Genomic DNA, 19,260 nt, shown 5'->3' on the forward strand with positions numbered 1-19,260 from the left:
TATCTATTAATTCCTTATTTAAAAAGAAGCACCTAATTTTAGGTGCTTTTAGCTACTAATCTAGATAATCTTTTAATTTCTTGCTTCTTGACGGATGTCTTAATTTTCTTAAAGCTTTTGCTTCAATTTGTCTAATTCTTTCTCTAGTAACATTGAACTCTTTTCCCACTTCTTCAAGTGTTCTGGCTCTTCCGTCATCAAGTCCAAATCTTAATCTTAATACTTTTTCTTCTCTAGGGGTTAATGTATCTAGGACATTGATTAATTGTTCCTTAAGCATTGTAAATGCTGCTGCTTCAGCTGGTGCTGGTGCTTCATCATCTGGGATAAAGTCTCCTAAATGAGAGTCTTCCTCTTCACCTATTGGAGTTTCTAACGAAACTGGTTCTTGTGCAATTTTTTGAATTTCGCGAACCTTATCTACTGGAAGTTCCATAACCTTCGAGATTTCTTCTGGAAATGGATCTCTACCTAATTCTTGGAGCAATTGTCTTTGTACTCTAATAAGCTTATTTATAGTTTCTACCATATGAACAGGTATTCTTATTGTTCTAGCTTGATCTGCTATTGCTCTTGTTATTGCTTGCCTAATCCACCATGTAGCATAAGTCGAAAATTTATATCCTTTTCTGTAATCAAATTTTTCAACAGCTTTAATAAGACCTAAATTTCCTTCTTGAATTAAATCCAAGAATAACATACCTCTTCCAACATATCTTTTAGCTATACTTACAACTAATCTTAAATTCGCTTCAGCTAATTTTTTCTTAGCCTTTTGGTTTCCTTCTTCAATTTCTTTCGCATAAGTTATTTCCTGTTCAGAAGACAATAAAGGCACTTTTCCAATTTCTTTTAAATACATTCGAACTGGATCATCTATAGCTATACCTTCTGGGACCGATAAATCAATTTCTTCTTCAGTTTCTGTATCAGCAATTTCACCTATTATTTCAACACCTGTCATTTCCAAAACTTCATATATCTTTTCTATTTGCTCTGGGCTCAAATCAATATGATCCATAGCTTCCATAATTTCTTTATATGTTAGTGAGCCATTCTTTTTACCCTTGTCAATTAATTCCTTTACAGCCGCCATTTTAGCATTTTTATCTTTTTTATCGTCTTTTGGCTTTGTTACTTTTCCATTAGCTTTTTGTTCCATCTTATTATTGCCTCCTTCCGTCATAACCTTCAACCTCTCTCTCCCTTTTTAAGTGCTTCAGATAATTTAGTAAGCTCTATTGCAATTTTTATAGATTCTTCAATTTTCCCCTCTTTTTCGAACCTATTTTGCTTTTTCTTTAAATCCTCAATTTGCAGTTTAAGTTTAAAGCCTCTTACCTCTTTTAAATAATCTTTTATTAGTCGCTCTCTATCAGTAAAATCTAAAATCTCATGTTCCCTTATCTTGGTCAACTCTTTAGAACTTTCTATATCGTCACATCTACTTTCTACATAGGATTCTATATTACCTATATCATTAGTATCCTCACTTTTGCCTTGTAATATTAATGAATAAATTTTATTATGTGATTCTATTACAAAATCTCCTGATTTTATGGAGCTTTTAATCTCATCATAAAATTCATCTTTGAACATTAATTTTAATAATGCTCTTTCAGCCTTTAAGTATGCGGGTTCTACATATAATTTTGTTCCAAAATATTCCTTTTTATTCACAAAATTGTCTTCTTTTTGTTTTTTTGTTATTACTTGTGAAAGTAAGTCATATAATGCCTGTTCTTTAATTGCTGTTTCTTCTGAAATTTTCCTTATATATACATCTTTTTCTATAGGATTTAGATCTGCTAGAATTTCTGCAAATTTTTCTCCATATTCTACTAGATCATTTCCACTATTTAGATTTATACCTTCAGCTGCTTTCTTAATTCTATATTCAATTAAAGGAAGAGCTTCATTTGCCAACTTCAGAAATGACTCCTTTCCATGATTCCTCACAAACTCATCTGGATCTTTTCCATCTGGTACTATCAATACTTTTACATCAAATCCAGCACCTCTTAGAATTTCTAGACCTCTTAAGGTAGCAGTCTGTCCAGCCAAATCAGCATCATAAGAAATTATTACCTTATTAACATACCTTTTAAGAAGCCTTGCTTGGTTTACTGTAAGTGCAGTTCCAAGTGATGCTACAACATTTGTTATACCAGATTGGTGAAGCGATATTAAATCCATATATCCTTCAACTATAATAATGTAATCCTCTTTTAGCTTATTCTTAATTGCAAAATTTAATCCATAAAGATTTATCCCTTTTTGAAAAATCATGGTCTCTGGTGAATTTAAATATTTTGGTTTTGAATCATCTAAAACCCTACCTCCAAATCCAATAACTTTTCCTCTTACATCAAACACGGGAAACATTACTCTATTTCTAAATTTATCATAAACATTCCCTGATTTCTCACTTTTTGAAATCAATCCAGCTTCAAGTAATAGATTATCTTTATATCCTTTTGTTCTTAAGTAGTTTGTTAATCCATGCCAGCTATCTTGAGAGTAGCCTAAACCAAATCTCTTTATGGTTTCTTCTTTTATCCCTCTCTTCAAAAAATATTCTTTTGCCATTTTAATTCTTTGTAAATTAGCAAAATAATATCTAGCTGTTTCAACATTTACTTTATATAAAAATTCTTTCTTTCTAGAAACTGCGCTATTTTCATTATCATTTATCTGTAGCGGAATATTAGCTTTATCTGCTAGATATTTTGCAGCTTCTATAAAAGTGAGTTTTTTATATTTCATAACAAACGTAAGCACATTTCCTGCTTCTCCACATGAAAAACATTTGTATATCTGTTTTTCACTTGAAACACTAAATGATGGAGATTTATCATTATGGAATGGACATAATCCCATAAAATTTCTACCTGATTTTTTTAGCCTTACATCCTCTGAAATAATATCAACGATGTCATTTTGTTCTTTTATCCTTTCAAGAACTTCTTCTGATATTTGCAAGGAGACATCTCCTTCCTACTGCTTTTTTTGGCAATTATATATTATTCGACATAATAACGAGTTTTCCTTCTAAAATAATTAGAAAACTATTAATTTTTTTTAATTTAAAGTTTCACCAGTTATAAAATAATATTTATTGAATAATACTATATATTAAAGTAATTCTTTTTATTAATTTAAAATCCTCTTTTTTTATTGCAAATCTTTATTCATTGAGAATATTATTAAATTCATTATAATTTTAAACTTTCTAAGACATGAATCCCATATATAATTAGTCTATTACAAACTTAGGGATAAATATTTTATTAAATAGTGATAAGCAATAATCATCACTCATTCCCGCCACATAATCAGCAACTCCTCGTTTCAAGCCTTCGTTTTTAGCTATGCTCACATAAATATCTGGCATCTCATAAGGATTTTCCTCAAAATGTTTAATTAATTGATTTAAAACAAATTTCGCCTTATTTCTTTCAACCTTTAATGTATCCCCTAAATATATATTTTTAAACATAAATTGTCTAAGTTCAGTCATTGCTTCACTTATTTCTGGACTTAACCCAATTTCCTTTACCCCATTGTTGAGATTATCATTTGATTTTTTTATAAAATCTTTAATTAAGACATTTAATCTTTCGTTTGAAGTATCTCCAAATACTTTAACAATTTCTCTTGGAATCTCTTCTTTGCTTAATAAACCTGCTCTTATAGAATCATCAATGTCATGATTCAAGTACGCCATTTTATCGCTAAATTTCACCACTATTCCTTCTAATGTAATTATATCTTTAACGCTCCCAAGCCCACTATGATTTAATATTCCATTAATTACTTCTTCAGTTAGATTAAGTCCCTGCCCGTTATTTTCGAGTTTAGTAACAACTCTAACGCTTTGTTCATTGTGACGGAATCCATCTTCTAAGTATTCATTTAGCACTTCTTCTCCATTGTGTGCAAAAGCAACATGCCCAAGATCATGCCCTAACGCTATAGCTTCAATTAAATTTTCATTTAATCCGATTCCAGCTCCAATATTTCTTGCAACTTGAGATACCTCTAATGTATGAGTTAATCTAGTCCTATAATGATCTCCAAATGTTTTTATATATACTTGTGTTTTATGCTTGAGGCGTCTGAATGATTTGCTTTGAATAATTCTATCTCTATCAAGCATATAACAAGTTCTAATATCATCATCTTCTTCTCTAATTTTTCTGCCAATAGAATTTTTTGAAAAAGCAGCTTCTTTAATTAATGTCAAGCTTTCAAAATTTTGAATTTTTTCTCTTACATTCATATATTATCACCTCTTTTTATGTATTCTATCTATATCATTATATTCCTCTATTTATTAACTATATTTATTATTTGCAAATAACTAAAAAATAATATCTTTATATTCATTAATTTTTATTTTTTATTATTTTTAGTCTAATACTAAGATTAAATTAATATTATTTAATAATTAGGAATTTTTTTATATAGAAATCTTACCTATATATATATTTCTATATCTTAATTAAAATTTAAAAACATGTTAATTTTACTTAAAGGTATAACTTTCAATCAAAGTTTACCTTGTATCATAAAAGTTCAATAAAAATCACCTTATAAAGGAGCGTATTTATGGGTACTGAAGTTTTATCTTTACAAGAATCTAATCTTTCCCCAGAAATTATAAAACAAAATGTTTTACCATACTATAATTTACAAAACTCTCAGATTTCAATAATTAAATTTAAAGATACTGATAAGCAAAGAGCAGTTTATAGGGTAAATTATAAAGATAAAAATTACTGTCTAAAAAAAGTTTATTATAATTTGAATGACTTGCTATATGTATATTCAGCTATTGAGTGGCTATATAGAAATAATATTAGGGTCTCAAAACTTTTACCTACAATTGATAATAATAGATTTGTATCTTATCGAGATATGCTTTTTATATTAACTCCTTGGATTGAGGGTGAGAAATGTAATTTCGATAATTTGGATCATGTTTTAATCTCTGTAAGAAAACTCTCTGAGATTCATTCAGTATCTCGTAAATTTAGACCTATTTTAGGAAGTTCAGCAAAAGAAGGATTTGAGGATTATTACATATCTACCTTAAAACATTTTGAAGATTTACTTAAAGCATCAAATGAATCGTTTAAATACAAAGATTCATTTTCAAGACAATTTATTTCAAGTTTTGATATAAATTTACGCCTTGCTAAACTCTCTCTAGACATATCAAATAAAATTGACAATAATGAATTAAGTAAATCTTTATGCCATGGTGACTATGTAAACAAAAACCTAATTTTTCCTCCTGATCTAGATCCTTGGGTGATAGATTTTGATAAGTGCAAAGTAGATTACAGTGCAAAAGATCTAGCATATTTTATGCGAAGATTACTTAAACGAGAAAACACAAAATGGAATGTTGAGTTAGCTCTCTCTATATTAGATGCCTATAATGAATTGTGTCCTTTAACACACTCAGATTTACGTTACTTAATTTCTTATATTTGCTTTCCGCAAAAATATTGGAGGATATCAAGAGACTACTATAGGAATATTCACAAGTGTAATAAATCTGCTTTCTTAACTTTAATAATAAACGCGACATCAAAAACAAATCTTCAATATGATTTTGCGCTAGATATAATAAATCAAGTACAAAAAAAATTCAATATGACTTTACTTTGAAATTGTTTCTGTAAACTTAATATGAAAGGCCTCTTAAATTTATAATTTAAGAGGCCTTTTTTACTATCTTATATCAAGATAATACTGTTTTAAATAAGCAAGAATTTAACTATCAGAAATTGAAAAATAACAAGGAATTTCCAAAAAATTTTGTCCATTTGAACCAGGTAAATGAATAAAATGACTTTCGGGGCTCATGTTTGTCCAATTTTTCAGTTCAATAGATTCTTGTGATGAATTTCCTTTTAAACTAGTTATATATCGATCACGTGGTGTTTCAAAATATTGAAAAGCAATATTTTCATGTATAGCAATTGATTGATATTTATCACCTTTAAAGCATCCTTCTTTTACAATAGCGTAATGATGATATATATATGAATGCAGTTTATCAGGGTATAATATAGCAATTCGTCCGCATCTTTTATGTGGTGGGATAGGTCTTCTCCATTCTTCTAAACTTTCAGGATAAGCAAAGCAATAAATGTGGAACATTTGAACCCAAACACGATCCTCTTCGATGCCTGGCCAAACTTTTAAAAAGTTCTGAAGAGGCGCAAATATATTTTCTATTGCTTTGTGATAGATATAATTGATATCTACATCTTCTGAAATTTCTTTATCTGTAATAACTTCAATATATAAAAATGCCATACTTTTATAGTGAAACATAGCACATGTCAATATTTTACCATTACTAATTTCAAGTGAAACTCTTTGTTTACATTCTTCTAACGCTTTTTCAAAAAATCCACTATCACAATTATCTTTTAAATTTGCTCTATAATGAACTCTCAAAACTGTTTTCATAATTATTCACATTCCTTTATAGAAATATTAACGTTAGAGCAATCTTCTATTTCATAAATTCTATTCTCTACTATATTATAAGGTTCTACATATTTTACACTTCCGTCTACTTCTAAATTATCAGTAAATCTAGAGTAAACTACTGGAATCGCATGATGATAAACATTACGTTCAGAAGGCTGCTCATCGAAAATATCAGCAGGTTGAGTTCCCTGTTTTTCCATAGATAAATTAATATTTTGTATAGATATATTCTTAATACGTGAGTCTTCTTCACCTGCAATAAATATACTTGATTCACATTTCATATAAATATGATCAAATGTAATATTTCGAATCTTTCCTGGGAATTTATGCTTAGAATTTCTATAAGTAGAACTAATGAATATCGGCTCCCCTTTTCCCCACCATCTCGGAGCGAAACTTCTCTCTGGGCAATCTGCATATCGCTTAGTGTTACCTGATATATGATGCACATGAATATTTTCTATAATAGCACCATCTCTTGCCCATATTCCAACTCCACGTGAACAATCACAAAATACGCAATCACTTAATATGACATTACGAATTGCATTAAATGTTTCTGTTCCAATTTTTAGCGCACTGTCATGAGAATATAACACACAGTTGCTTATAACAATATTCTCACAACTTCCATATTTAGCTGCCATAGGCTCAGAGTTTTTTACAACTATAGCATCATCACCTGCTTTGATAATGCAGTTACTTATAACAACATCTTTGCATGTATCTGGATCTATACCATCATTATTTGCTCCGCGTTGATTGTTTAAAATTTTTATTCCATTCACGATAACATGCTCACATCCAGCCATATGTAAAGTCCAAAATGCTGCATCTTTAAATGTAATATCCTTTACAACTAAATTTTTAACATCTTCAAGAAAAGTTGTTCTTGGGCGCAGCTCTGTTCTTATATTTAAGGGACATTCATTAAAACCTCCATCTGAGTTATCATCATAAAATATTTTATCACCTTGACCGTAAATTGTTCCTAGACCTGTAATACTTATATTTTCTTCATGAAAAGCACATAGAAAACATCCGCCTTCCCATCCAATGTCTTCATTTTCATCTTTAAAATTTCTAGCAAAATCTATCATATCTTCCTGCCGAATACTACTTGTTAAAATCGCTCCACTTTCCAAGTGTAGGTCAACATTACTCTTCAAAATCAAAGTTCCACTTAAAAAGTTTCCTGCTGGAATAACAACTCTGCCACCTCCACTTTCAGTACACTCATCAATTGCTCTTTGAATAACTTCACGATTATTCGTTTTTCCATCTGGTTGTGCTCCATAATTCAAAATATCATAATCTACCATCGCTTCTCTCTCCTTTTATTATATACTGCTTCTTTCTAGCAATAATCCTATTTAACCTAAACAAAACTCTATACTAATATGCTATAATTATAGCCAATTAACACTTCAATAATCATTTTTGTTTAATACTTACATATTATGATTAACTATTGTTATATTTATGGACTCTAATTATTTACTTCCTTTTAGTTGTTATTATACTCTTAGAAATTGTATTTATATATTATCGGAATTGCTTACTTTCATGCAAATATTGCTATCCAGCAAATTGATTAACTGAATTTATAGCACAAATATTTTCAGCTTATTTTTATAATTAAAAATCTGTATTTATTAGGTTATAAAAATATTTAATAAAATTTATTACCGGGGTGAACCTTTATGAGAAAAATTACAAACAAGTATCTTTCAGAAGACGATAATCACAAGCAAATTGTTGGAAATAACTTCGAAATCTATGAAAAGCATGGCGTCCCTATGACTGTAGATACTTATCATTATCATGATTTCTATGAAGTCGTATTTATATTGGATGGAGAATGTTCTATGCTTGTAAATGATTCTACATATTACTTAAAGCGTGGTGATTTTCTTCTAATAAGTAGTGGTATAATGCATAAGTATAACTACAACGATACTATACATACCAATTCTAAACGTTTAATTTTATGGATTAGCAGATCTTATTTAGATTCACTATCTGACAGTTCATTAAAACTTTATTCATGTTTTGAATATAGTCAGAATACTAATAACTTCGCATACCACTTTCCTAGCTACTACAATGATATGCTCCAATATTCGCTAATCAAAATATCAACATTTAATTTTGATGATAAGCAAGATTTTAAAGGCAAAGATTTATTTGACAAAGCAAATTTAACTATCTTCTTCACCTGTCTATGCAATCTATGTCAAAAAAATATATATAATTTGTTATCTAATAATCATCATCGGTTAATAGATCAAGTATCTTATTTCATAGATGAACATATTACAGATGAAATTCTTATAGATGATTTAGTTAGCTATTTAAATATAAGTAAATATCATTTTATAAGAAAATTTAAGTACTTAACAGGTATCACTGTTCATTATTATATAATAAATAAAAAGATGATTTGTGCCTGCGAGGATATAAAAAATACAAATAGAACCTTTTCTTATATAAGTAGTCATTATGGTTTTGGGAACTACTCTTCTTTTCTCCGAAATTTTATAAAAATTAACGGTATCAGTCCAGCTCAATATCGTAAAATATCAGCCAACTTGTATCCTAAAATAAGTTCACCATAATAACTCAATAACATAATCATAAAAGGGCATTGTAATTAAAATCACATGTGATTTCAACTTACAATGCCCTATATTTTTATAATATAATTTGCTTTAAATATTCTTTTACTAAGATTTATATGCTACTTTATTATAATCTTTTATAGTTATCTTGTATTTTTTACTTGCGATTGTGCTGCTACAATCATAATAGACCAAGTCACTTTTTTAGCATTATAAAACACTTTTGTTATTTAGGAAAACTGTACATTTATTGCTTTATATTAAATAACCCTCGTATATCTCATAGGTCTAATGAAAAATTCCTTTTTTAGCCTTCTGTGGTAGTTTGATTTCCCCCTAATAACAATATTCTTAACGGACCATTACTCCATTTTTGAATAACAATCCATTAGATTGAGCGGCTCCAGCTATGGCACTTTCCGGTATAGCCGCTTCAATTCGTTTTACTTCATTTTCACTTAGAGTAATATCCGCAGCTTTTATTGCATCTTGGATTTGTGACACCTTTTTAGCACCAATTAGCGGTATAATGTCCTCGCCTTTTGCTAAAACCCAAGCAACAGCAATCTGTGACAAAGTAATTTGCTTTTCCTCGGCTATTTCACGTAATGCTTCAACAAGAGATAGATTTTTCTCTATGTTTTCTTTAGCAAACAATGGAATTCTGGCATTAGCACCCTCTACTTTACGTTCTTTTGACCAATTGCCTCCAAGCAAGCCATAAGCTAATGACCCAAAAGCTACAACACCAATTCCAAGTTCCCTTGCTGTAGGCAAAATTTCCGTTTCTATTCTACGATTGAAAAGAGAATATTCCGATTCTATAAAGCTTATTGGATGAACTGAATTAGCCTTTCTTAAAGTATCAGCATCAACTTCTGAAAGTCCAATATACCTTACATATCCAGCCTTAACTAAATCTGAAATGGCTCCTATAGTCTCCTCAACAGGTATTCCTAGATCAATTCTTCCAGGTTGATAAAGATCTATGTAATCCACTTTTAACCGTTTAAGAGAATAAGTGATATAGTTCTTTATTGTTAGTGGTCTTACATCCAAACCATAGTAATTTCCTTTAGGATCGCTTAACCCACCAAACTTTACAGATATAAACGCTTTGTCTCGCTTATATCCGTTCAATGCTTCTCCAATTAGCATTTCGTTATAACCGCTATTATAGAAATCTGCAGTGTTAATAAGTTGTATCCCAGCATCTAGGGCTGCATGGATTGTAGCAATGCTTTCAGATTTATTAGCATATCCAGTAGTATTTGTCATACGCATACATCCAAGTCCAAGTCTTGATATTTGAATTCCGTTTTTTTTGTAATTCATAATAAAGAACCTCCTTATTCGCTTTAGTCTTCATATAAAATTCTAGATTATGCATTAGTACGATTGTACTAACATATTGACATATTAGCACAACTGTACTAACATGTCAATATAAGAGCAGTAATTCAAATTGAGGAGATATAGCTATGAATGAAGACAGAAAAAGCGAAATCCTAGAAATTAGCAGACAATTATTTAATGAGCAGGGGTATAATAATGTTTCTATGCGAAATATCGCAGATGCCATTAATATCAGTGTTGGAAATCTTACCTATTATTTTAAAAAAAAAGAGGACTTGATTGAAGCAGTTATTCTTGAACAAAACAAGAATTTTAGTATCCCCAAAACTCCAACGACATTAGTAGAATTAAATGAATTTTTTATCCATGGAATACAGCATCAAGAAAACAACTCCTACTATTATCGTCACTTTGATCAACTCGCAAAAATAAGTCCACAAATTTATCAAATTCAGGTATCTAATATAAAGAAACGACATGAAGTACTTCAGAGTTCATTTACTATTTTGCAAAAAAGCGGATTTATTATAAAAGAGGAAATTCCAGAACAAATGAATGGTATAATTGAGGTACTAAATTTGATTAAAATATATTGGATGCCTTCCAATGATTTGTTAGGTCAAGTTGATATTATGACCTGCTTTTGGAGCATAATCTATCCTATACTCACAGAAAAAGGTAAAATAGTATTTCGTGAAGAGATACAGGCGCAGATATCTAAAACTTATAGTATCTAGAACAGATAAAGTATGGCATCCATAAAATGTCCCTTAAACAATAGTAGCCTCTCTCTAGAGGGGGGCACACTCATCATCTGCTATGAGATATGAATGTTCCTCTTCTTTTTCCATTCTCTTCTACCATGGAAAAAATCTCTTAATTCTTCTGGTATTGTGAAAACACGCTGTCCATGCCATGCCTCAACATATTTTATTGCTGTTTCTTAGCCAATTTAATAGTATAAAGCTTGTCGCATCTATTACGAAATTTACTTTTATATATAAAATATACTCTAGTTATATAAACATATGTGCTCAGCAAATCCATTCTTAATATCTGCCTAACTTTTATTGCCTTAGTATTAATATCCAAATATTATTACAATTTATCTATAATTTTCTGTAGAATAAAAATAGGTATCGACCTTAAAATTTCTTAAGGCCAATACCCATACTTTATTTTTCACTCATTCACTTTAAGCTTTAATTTCTTAAAGTTATCTTGGATTTTTTACTTGCGCTTGTGCTGCTGCAAGTCTTGCTAGTGGAACTCTAAATGGTGAACAAGATACATAGTTAAGTCCTATATTATGGCAGAATTCAATTGATGAAGGATCTCCACCATGCTCTCCACAGATTCCTAAATGGATATCTGAACGAGTAGATTTTCCTTTTTCTACTGCTATTTTAATTAGAGAACCAACTCCTGTTTGATCTAATTTACCAAATGGATCCTGTTCATAAATCTTCTTTTCATAATAAGCAGATAAGAACTTAGCTGCATCATCTCTTGAGAATCCAAATGTCATTTGAGTTAAGTCATTTGTACCAAATGAGAAGAATTCTGCTTCTTTTGCTATTTCATCAGCTGTTAATGCTGCTCTTGGAATTTCAATCATAGTTCCAACCTTATAATCTAAAGTTACTCCTTTTTCTTCCATAACAGCTTTAACTGTTGATACAATTACATCTTTAACATATTTTAATTCTTTAATTTCTCCAACTAATGGAATCATTATTTCAGGTACAATATCGTAGCCTTTAGTTGTTTTAACTTCTATTGCTGCCTCTATAATAGCTCTTGCTTGCATTTCAGCAATTTCAGGGTAAGAAACTGCAAGACGGCATCCTCTATGACCCATCATAGGATTAAACTCATGTAATTCTGAAACAGTAGATTTTAATTCCTCATAAGTTATTCCCATTTCTCTTGCTAATTCTTTTATATCTGAATCCACAGTTGGCAAGAATTCATGTAGAGGTGGATCTAATAATCTTATTGTAACCGCTTTTCCTTCTAATGCTTCATAAATTCCTATGAAATCTGACTTTTGCATTGGCAAAATCTTATCTAAAGCTACTTTTCTTTGTTCTAAGTCTTTAGATGTAATCATTTGTCTTACAGCCATAATTCTATCTTCTGCAAAGAACATATGCTCTGTTCTGCAAAGACCTATGCCTTCTGCTCCAAACTCAACAGCTTGTTTTGCATCTCTTGGACTATCTGCATTAGCTCTAACTTTCAATTTTCTTATTTCATCAGCCCATCCCATGAATGTCGCAAAATGTCCTGAAATTTCTGGTGTAACTGTTTTTATTTTTTCTCCATATACATTTCCTGAAGTACCGTCAATTGAAATGTAGTCTTCAGATGTATAAACTTTTCCGTTAACTTCTACAGTTCTCTTTACTTCATCAACTTTTATAGTTCCACATCCAGCTACACAACAAGTTCCCATTCCTCTTGCAACAACCGCAGCATGAGAAGTCATTCCCCCTCTTACTGTAAGGATACCTTGTGCTGCTATCATTCCCTCTATATCTTCTGGTGAAGTTTCAAGTCTTACAAGTACAACATCTTCTCCAAGTGCTGCTCTATCTTTAGCTTCATCAGCAGTAAATGCTATCTTACCACATGCAGCTCCAGGAGATGCAGGTAATCCTTTTGCAATTGGTGTAGCTTTCTTTAAATCTTCAGTATAAAAAGCAGGGTGTAATAATGTATCTAATTGTTTTGGTTCAACTTTTAAAATTGCTTCTTCCTTGCTTAGCATTCCTTCTTCTACTAAATCAACAGCAATCTTTAAAGCAGCTTGAGCTGTTCTCTTACCATTTCTAGTTTGTAAGAAATATAATTTACCTTCTTCTATAGTAAACTCCATGTCTTGCATATCTTTATAGTGATCTTCTAGTGTGTTAACAATTCCTTCAAATTGTGCATATATTTCTGGATTTTGTTCTTTTAATTTTCCAATTTCAAGTGGAGTTCTAATACCAGCAACAACATCTTCGCCTTGTGCATTCATTAGATATTCACCATATATAGCATTGTCACCATTTGCAGGGTTTCTTGAGAATGCAACTCCTGTTCCTGATGTTTCTCCCTTATTACCAAATACCATTTGTTGCACATTTACAGCTGTACCCCATTCACCTGGAATATCATTTAATCTTCTATATACTATAGCTCTTGGATTATCCCATGATCTAAATACCGCTGTAATTGCTTCAATTAATTGAGCTTTAGGATCGCTTGGGAATTCCTCACCCTTTTCTTTTTTGTAGATTTCTTTGAATTCACTAACTAATTCTTTTAAATCATCTGCTGTTAAATCTGTATCAAATTCAACACCTTTCTTCTCCTTAAGTTCATCAATCTTATTTTCGAATAATCTCTTTTCTATTCCCATAACAACATCAGAGAACATTTGAATGAATCTTCTGTAAGAATCATATGCAAATCTTGGATTATTGGTCAATTCTGCCATTGCTTCTACAGCTATATCATTTAATCCTAAGTTTAAGATAGTATCCATCATACCCGGCATTGAAACTCTTGCACCAGATCTTACTGAAACTAGTAAAGGATTTGTATTATCTCCAAATTTCTTACCTGTAGATTCTTCAAGCTTTGATAAACTTTCATAGATTTGACCTATTATTTCATCAGAAATCTTTCTACCATCTTCATAATATTTATTACAAGATTCTGTTGTAACAATAAAACCATCTGGCACTGGAATTCCTAGACTAGTCATTTCTGCTAAGTTAGCGCCTTTTCCTCCAAGTAGATTTTTCATTGAAGCATTTCCTTCACTAAAAAGATATACATACTTATTTGACATCTCAATACTCCCTCTTTTCTTATTATTTCTCACTATATTTACTATCGATGCCTATCCTAAGCATATTCAACAAAAAGTAAATCAGCATGCTAATCTATTTCTTGTTATACTTCGTCGGTCTGTTCACCTAATAGTCCACTATGAGATAAACAGACTTCCTTGTCTAACAAGAAATATATATCGCATCATAGACTTATTTTTTATTTCATATGCTTAAAGACTTCGTAGTTACCCTTAATTAATTAATTCTCATTTTCTCCAATTTTAACAAATAATTTTGTTATGTTAGTCTTAGAAACCTTTCCGATTATCTTCATCTGATCTTTTCCATCAGACTTTTCTATTATTTCAACAACCGGAATACTATCGATCTCATGTTCAATAATTTTCTTAGCCAAATCATATGCGTTATCATTCTTATTCGCACAAATTATATTTGGCATTCTTGTCATAATTACTCCAACAGGAACTCTATGTATATCAGTCCCCCCTATTGAAATTTTGAGAAAGTCTTTTCTAGAGACTGCACCTGTAAGCACCCCATTATTTTCTATAAATAATGTCCCTACATCATTCAGAAATAGGTATACGATTGCATCATATACCATCGTATCTTCACTGACAGTCACAGGTTTTGACATTATTTCGGATACTTTAATTTTGTTAATGTTTGAATAAATCAATCCATTAGAAGTCTTTCCTGTATATACATATCCTACCTTCGGTCTAGCATCCAAAGTTCCTATCATAGTCAGTACCGCCAAATCAGCCCTGAGCGCAGCTCTAGTAACTCCAATTTTTTCTGCAAGAGCTTCACTAGTTATAGGTGCATTTTCTTTTACTAAGCATACTATTTCTTCTTGCCTAGGTGATAATTTCAATCTTATCCCTCTTTCTGTAAATACAAGAAATATTTAGTTCAAATTCATTAATTTTTACTACTCTCTAATTATATCATGTAATTATTGTTTGACTAGACTTAATTTTCAGAAAAATCAAATAAATTCGCTAAATATTTCTTGTATATTAATTTTATATCACTGATATATCTATTTTTCTTTATATTACTCTCAATATCACTTAATTTTCTGAATTTTCTTTCTCTTCATCAAAATTAACTGTATAGGTATATACAGTATCTGAACCAGTATATACTTTTTGCTTTGAATCATCACTATGTTTACCTATGTCATTCTTCATTTCATTAACCTTAGTCTTAATTTTATCAGCAAAATCAGTAGCTTTATTTTTAACATTGCTTGCCATTTCTGAAACATACGTGTTTACAACTTCCACAGATCCATCTTCCATAGTTATCTCTATTGTAATTTGAGTCGCTATTGCCGCAATAACTCCTGCTGCAAGTATTGGTGGAATTATAATAGCTACAACTCCTGCTGCAATTCCTGCATTAACTGGAATATCTACAAGTTCCTTATCATCTTTCTTAACCTTTATCCTAGTAACATTTCCCTTTTCTATTATTTGTTTAATCAAAACCCTTAGTTCCTCTATAGATATAGGAGCCCTATTTACTTCCTCATCAACAAATTCATCATTAATATCTGATAACTTTTGAGACTTTTCAATGTATATTAAAGCCTCTAATACGTCTCCTTCGCATACTTCTAAAGCTTCCTTTGCCTTTTCATAGCTTACTCCTGTTCTCTCACGTATCATATCAACTTTTTCTAATGTTATATTTTCCATAAATCATCACTCCTTAATAAATTTTAACATCTCCAAACTTTTAGGCTTTTTAGCATAGCTATTCGATACTAAAAAAGTAATTACTTTTTCAATCTCACTTTTTATTTCATAATTTAAATTTAGTCTATATAATTTATCTATATCCATATTCATCAAAAACCTCAAGGCATTATATGCACCTTTTGAAATAAATACTCCATGTTCTTTGGGACATTCATCACATATACCTCCATAGTGGGATAAACTTATATAATTAGATGAAGATATCTTTTTTCTACATACGCTACAATTATTCAATGTTAGATTATATCCAGTTGTTTTTAATAATCTTAATTCAAATGCTCTTATTAGTAGTTCGTAATCCAGGGCATCTGTATTCAGTAGGTATAATGTTGTAATCAATGTCTTAAAAAGTTCCATATTAATTTCATTATCAGTACAAGCAATATCTATTAATTCGCATAAGTATGAGGAATATGTAAGTTTATGTAAATCATTTAAAAGTCCTTGAAAAGATTGAATTATTTTTCCTTCTTGAAGAGTGTACAAGCTCTTACCTTTATATACCATATATTCTCCATAACATAATGGCAATGTCAATGCTAAGAACTTACTTTTACTTTTTTTAGCGCCTCTAACTATAGCTGTAATTTTACCTAACTTCTCAGTATAAAACCAAACTAGTTTGTCATTCTCTTTAAAATCTTGCGTTTTTATAATTACAGCTTTTGTTTCAACTATTGACAGGTCAACCATCTCCCACTTGGAATATATAAAAAAAATAATATGTTAGGCTAATTATCTATTTCTAATTAATACTCTATCTCTTTGAATTCGCTTTATATCCTAATTCTTTTAATAAAAGCTGATTATCTCTCCATTCTTTTCTAACTTTCACCCATATTTTTAGATTAACCTTGGATCTTAAAAATCTTTCTAATTCATATCTTGAATTTTCGCCTATTCTTTTAAGTGTTTGACCATTCTTTCCAATTATTATTCCTTTATGGGAATCTTTTTCACAGATTAAATCTACTTCTATATGATATGTACCTATTTCATTTTGTTTCATTTGAATTATATCTACTGCTATACCATGAGGCACTTCATCTCTCAAGGTTCTTAAAGCTTTTTCTCTAATTATTTCTGATACTACAAACTTTTCTTGAACATCTGTTATCATGTCGTCTGGATAATATTTAGGTCCTTCTGGCATTGCTTTCTTCATAAGTTCTACTAATACATCAACGTTTTTCCCTTTTATTGCAGAAATAGGTACTATCTCTGCAAATTTAAATTCTTTTGAATACATTTCTAAACTTTTTGCCACTCTATCTTGTGTACTTTCATCAACCTTATTTAAAACTAAAAATACAGGACACTTTTTATCCCTTAAGGTTTCTAATATAAATTTATCGCCCTTTCCAATCTCCTCATCTGGATTTGTTAAGAATAATACTAAATCAACATCTTTAGTAGATTCTTTTGCCGAATTTACCATGTATTCTCCTAACTTATGTTTAGGTTTATGTATACCTGGTGTATCAACAAATATCATTTGATAATCATCACCTGTCAATATTGTTTGTATGTTATTTCTTGTTGTCTGAGGTTTATTAGAAACTATTGATAACTTTTCCCCCATTATATAATTTAATAAAGTCGATTTTCCTACATTAGGTCTTCCAACTATTGTAACAAATCCTGATTTAAACATTTTTTCCTCCTCAAAATAAGCTTAAAAAAGCTTAACTAACGTTATCCTATTTTACAAATAGTATACTCTATTTATAAGTAAATTGACAATCTACTATTCTTAATTTGATCATATAATAATTTAATAATCGCTTCCAATTGTTTCCTTATGAATTAAATCATTAATTCTTATAATTTAAGAAATAGGAGACAATATAAGTTTTATTTCATCTTATATCTTCTCCTATAAATATTATTTTTATTATTCTATATTTAATTAAAGCCTAAATAATGTAAAAATAAACAAAGTTAATAATATACCAAATATAGCTCCAACTATTACCTCTAAAATACTATGAACTTCTGAATCCACTCTACTTTGTGCAGTTATAAACGCCAATAAAAAACTCAATAGAATGCAAATTGGTTCCTCCGTTATTAATGATATTGCAGTTGCTATTGAAAATCCCAAAGCACTGTGGCCACTGGGCATTCCCCCTTTTAACGGAGTTCCTTCTCCAAATATTGCTTTCGCTATTATAGTTACTATACATACTATTACTAGAACAATCAATATCGTATATGGCTCTGAATTCTTTACTTTATTAATTAAAGAAAATGAAAATCTACTGAGCCTATCCCAAAATATAATATAACCAACTAATAATGCATTTATGGCTGTTATTAATACCGCACCTGCCGCCGCATTCTTAGCGATTTTAGCCAAAGGGTGGTAATAATTAGTTGTCATATCTATAGTCGCCTCTATGGCTGTATTTATAAGTTCAGCAGCTATTACCATAGTTATTGTAACAGCTAATATCAGAAACTCATATTTTGTTATGTCAAAGAAAAAGCTTGCAATTAGTACTACTAACGCCACTATTAAATGGATTTTCATATTTCGTTCAGTTCTTACAGTATCGATAATCCCAGTTATGGCATTATTGAAGCTTTCCAGTGTTTTTTTCATTTTCATTATTTACCCCTACTTCTATTACATAATAAAAAATATTACCCTCTGATTATGTTAAGTTTATTTAAAATATCTTCTTCTCTACTTCTCATAATTATTTTATCATCATCCTCCATATGATCGTATCCCAATAGATGCAATACTGAATGTACAACTAAGTATGAGGCTTCCCTTTCATATGAATGATTAAATTCTTTACTCTGTTCTAATGCTTTTTCTAATGAAAGAACTATATCTCCAAGTACAAGTTCATCACCATCAAAATCAGATTGAGAAAACTTATAATCTTTATACATATCCTTAAATACTTTCTTATCTTCGTATTCTAACATAGGAAAAGATAATACATCTGTTTCTCTATTTATTCCTCTTGTTTCATTATTAATTTCCTTTATTTCATTATTATCAACGAACAATAATGAAATTTCACATTTCATATTTACTTCCTCTTCTTTTAATGTAAATTCTATTACTTCTGTTAATCTTTCTATTAATTTTTCACTTGCTTCCACTTTATTTTGTCTATTATCTACATAAATCAT

Annotated in this window: 16 protein-coding genes; 3 read left to right on the forward strand and 13 right to left on the reverse strand. The window is 30.1% G+C overall.

From position 1 onward, the window contains the following. Positions 1-55: 55 nt before the first annotated feature. From rpoD to L3B96_RS09130, 3 genes are all read right to left on the reverse strand, one after another. On the reverse strand, positions 56-1,186 hold the full coding sequence (rpoD, locus tag L3B96_RS09120) for an RNA polymerase sigma factor RpoD (protein WP_011968196.1): 1,131 nt from the start codon (positions 1,184-1,186) through the stop codon (positions 56-58). A 5-nt stretch (positions 1,187-1,191) separates the two neighbouring features. Then, positions 1,192-2,982 (reverse strand): DNA primase, encoded by a 1,791-nt coding sequence (gene dnaG, locus L3B96_RS09125; protein ID WP_011968195.1) that lies wholly within the window; start codon positions 2,980-2,982, stop codon positions 1,192-1,194. A gap of 274 nt (positions 2,983-3,256) precedes the next feature. After that, positions 3,257-4,282, reverse strand: coding sequence for a deoxyguanosinetriphosphate triphosphohydrolase (locus tag L3B96_RS09130; RefSeq protein ID WP_017211787.1), 1,026 nt, complete (start codon positions 4,280-4,282; stop codon positions 3,257-3,259). A gap of 329 nt (positions 4,283-4,611) precedes the next feature. Between L3B96_RS09130 and L3B96_RS09135 the strand changes: the two genes are divergently transcribed. Continuing rightward, on the forward strand, positions 4,612-5,679 hold the full coding sequence (locus tag L3B96_RS09135; protein WP_011968193.1) for a CotS family spore coat protein: 1,068 nt from the start codon (positions 4,612-4,614) through the stop codon (positions 5,677-5,679). A gap of 105 nt (positions 5,680-5,784) precedes the next feature. Here L3B96_RS09135 and L3B96_RS09140 read toward each other — a convergent pair whose 3' ends face one another. After that, positions 5,785-6,489, reverse strand: a complete 705-nt coding sequence (locus tag L3B96_RS09140; protein WP_238860478.1) for a hypothetical protein — start codon at positions 6,487-6,489, stop codon at positions 5,785-5,787. 2 nt (positions 6,490-6,491) lie between these two features. Beyond that, positions 6,492-7,838, reverse strand: a complete 1,347-nt coding sequence (locus tag L3B96_RS09145) for a glycosyl hydrolase family 28 protein (RefSeq protein WP_238860481.1) — start codon at positions 7,836-7,838, stop codon at positions 6,492-6,494. A 381-nt stretch (positions 7,839-8,219) separates the two neighbouring features. Between L3B96_RS09145 and L3B96_RS09150 the strand changes: the two genes are divergently transcribed. Then, positions 8,220-9,134 (forward strand): AraC family transcriptional regulator, encoded by a 915-nt coding sequence (locus tag L3B96_RS09150; RefSeq protein WP_238860483.1) that lies wholly within the window; start codon positions 8,220-8,222, stop codon positions 9,132-9,134. Between the two features lie 354 nt (positions 9,135-9,488). Here L3B96_RS09150 and L3B96_RS09155 read toward each other — a convergent pair whose 3' ends face one another. Then, positions 9,489-10,472 carry an aldo/keto reductase gene (locus L3B96_RS09155; protein ID WP_238860485.1) on the reverse strand — a complete coding sequence of 328 codons (984 nt, stop codon included), beginning with the start codon at positions 10,470-10,472 and terminating at the stop codon, positions 9,489-9,491. Positions 10,473-10,618: 146 nt separating this feature from the next. Between L3B96_RS09155 and L3B96_RS09160 the strand changes: the two genes are divergently transcribed. After that, positions 10,619-11,230 carry a TetR/AcrR family transcriptional regulator gene (locus L3B96_RS09160; RefSeq protein ID WP_238860487.1) on the forward strand — a complete coding sequence of 204 codons (612 nt, stop codon included), beginning with the start codon at positions 10,619-10,621 and terminating at the stop codon, positions 11,228-11,230. A gap of 479 nt (positions 11,231-11,709) precedes the next feature. On the opposite strand, the gene ppdK is transcribed toward L3B96_RS09160, so the two are convergent. From ppdK to ybeY, 7 genes are all read right to left on the reverse strand, one after another. Then, positions 11,710-14,337, reverse strand: a complete 2,628-nt coding sequence (gene ppdK / locus L3B96_RS09165; protein ID WP_023974002.1) for a pyruvate, phosphate dikinase — start codon at positions 14,335-14,337, stop codon at positions 11,710-11,712. A gap of 242 nt (positions 14,338-14,579) precedes the next feature. Then, positions 14,580-15,218: a helix-turn-helix transcriptional regulator gene (locus L3B96_RS09170; protein WP_011968191.1), complete on the reverse strand. Its 639-nt coding sequence runs from the start codon at positions 15,216-15,218 to the stop codon at positions 14,580-14,582. Between the two features lie 199 nt (positions 15,219-15,417). Beyond that, a complete protein-coding gene (locus L3B96_RS09175) occupies positions 15,418-16,047 on the reverse strand; it encodes a DUF4342 domain-containing protein (RefSeq protein WP_017211783.1) in 630 nt (209 codons plus the stop codon). A gap of 6 nt (positions 16,048-16,053) precedes the next feature. Then, positions 16,054-16,803, reverse strand: coding sequence for a DNA repair protein RecO (recO, locus tag L3B96_RS09180; protein ID WP_238860489.1), 750 nt, complete (start codon positions 16,801-16,803; stop codon positions 16,054-16,056). A gap of 64 nt (positions 16,804-16,867) precedes the next feature. Next, the gene (gene era / locus L3B96_RS09185) at positions 16,868-17,764 is read right to left on the reverse strand and encodes a GTPase Era (RefSeq protein WP_238860491.1); all 897 of its coding nucleotides are present in this window, start codon (positions 17,762-17,764) and stop codon (positions 16,868-16,870) included. Between the two features lie 255 nt (positions 17,765-18,019). After that, positions 18,020-18,721, reverse strand: coding sequence for a diacylglycerol kinase (locus L3B96_RS09190; protein ID WP_011968187.1), 702 nt, complete (start codon positions 18,719-18,721; stop codon positions 18,020-18,022). A 35-nt stretch (positions 18,722-18,756) separates the two neighbouring features. Further along, a complete protein-coding gene (gene ybeY, locus L3B96_RS09195; protein WP_238860493.1) occupies positions 18,757-19,260 on the reverse strand; it encodes an rRNA maturation RNase YbeY in 504 nt (167 codons plus the stop codon).

Source organism: Clostridium sp. YIM B02569, assembly GCF_022320765.1.
GTDB classification, from domain to species: Bacteria; Bacillota; Clostridia; order Clostridiales; family Clostridiaceae; genus Clostridium; species Clostridium beijerinckii.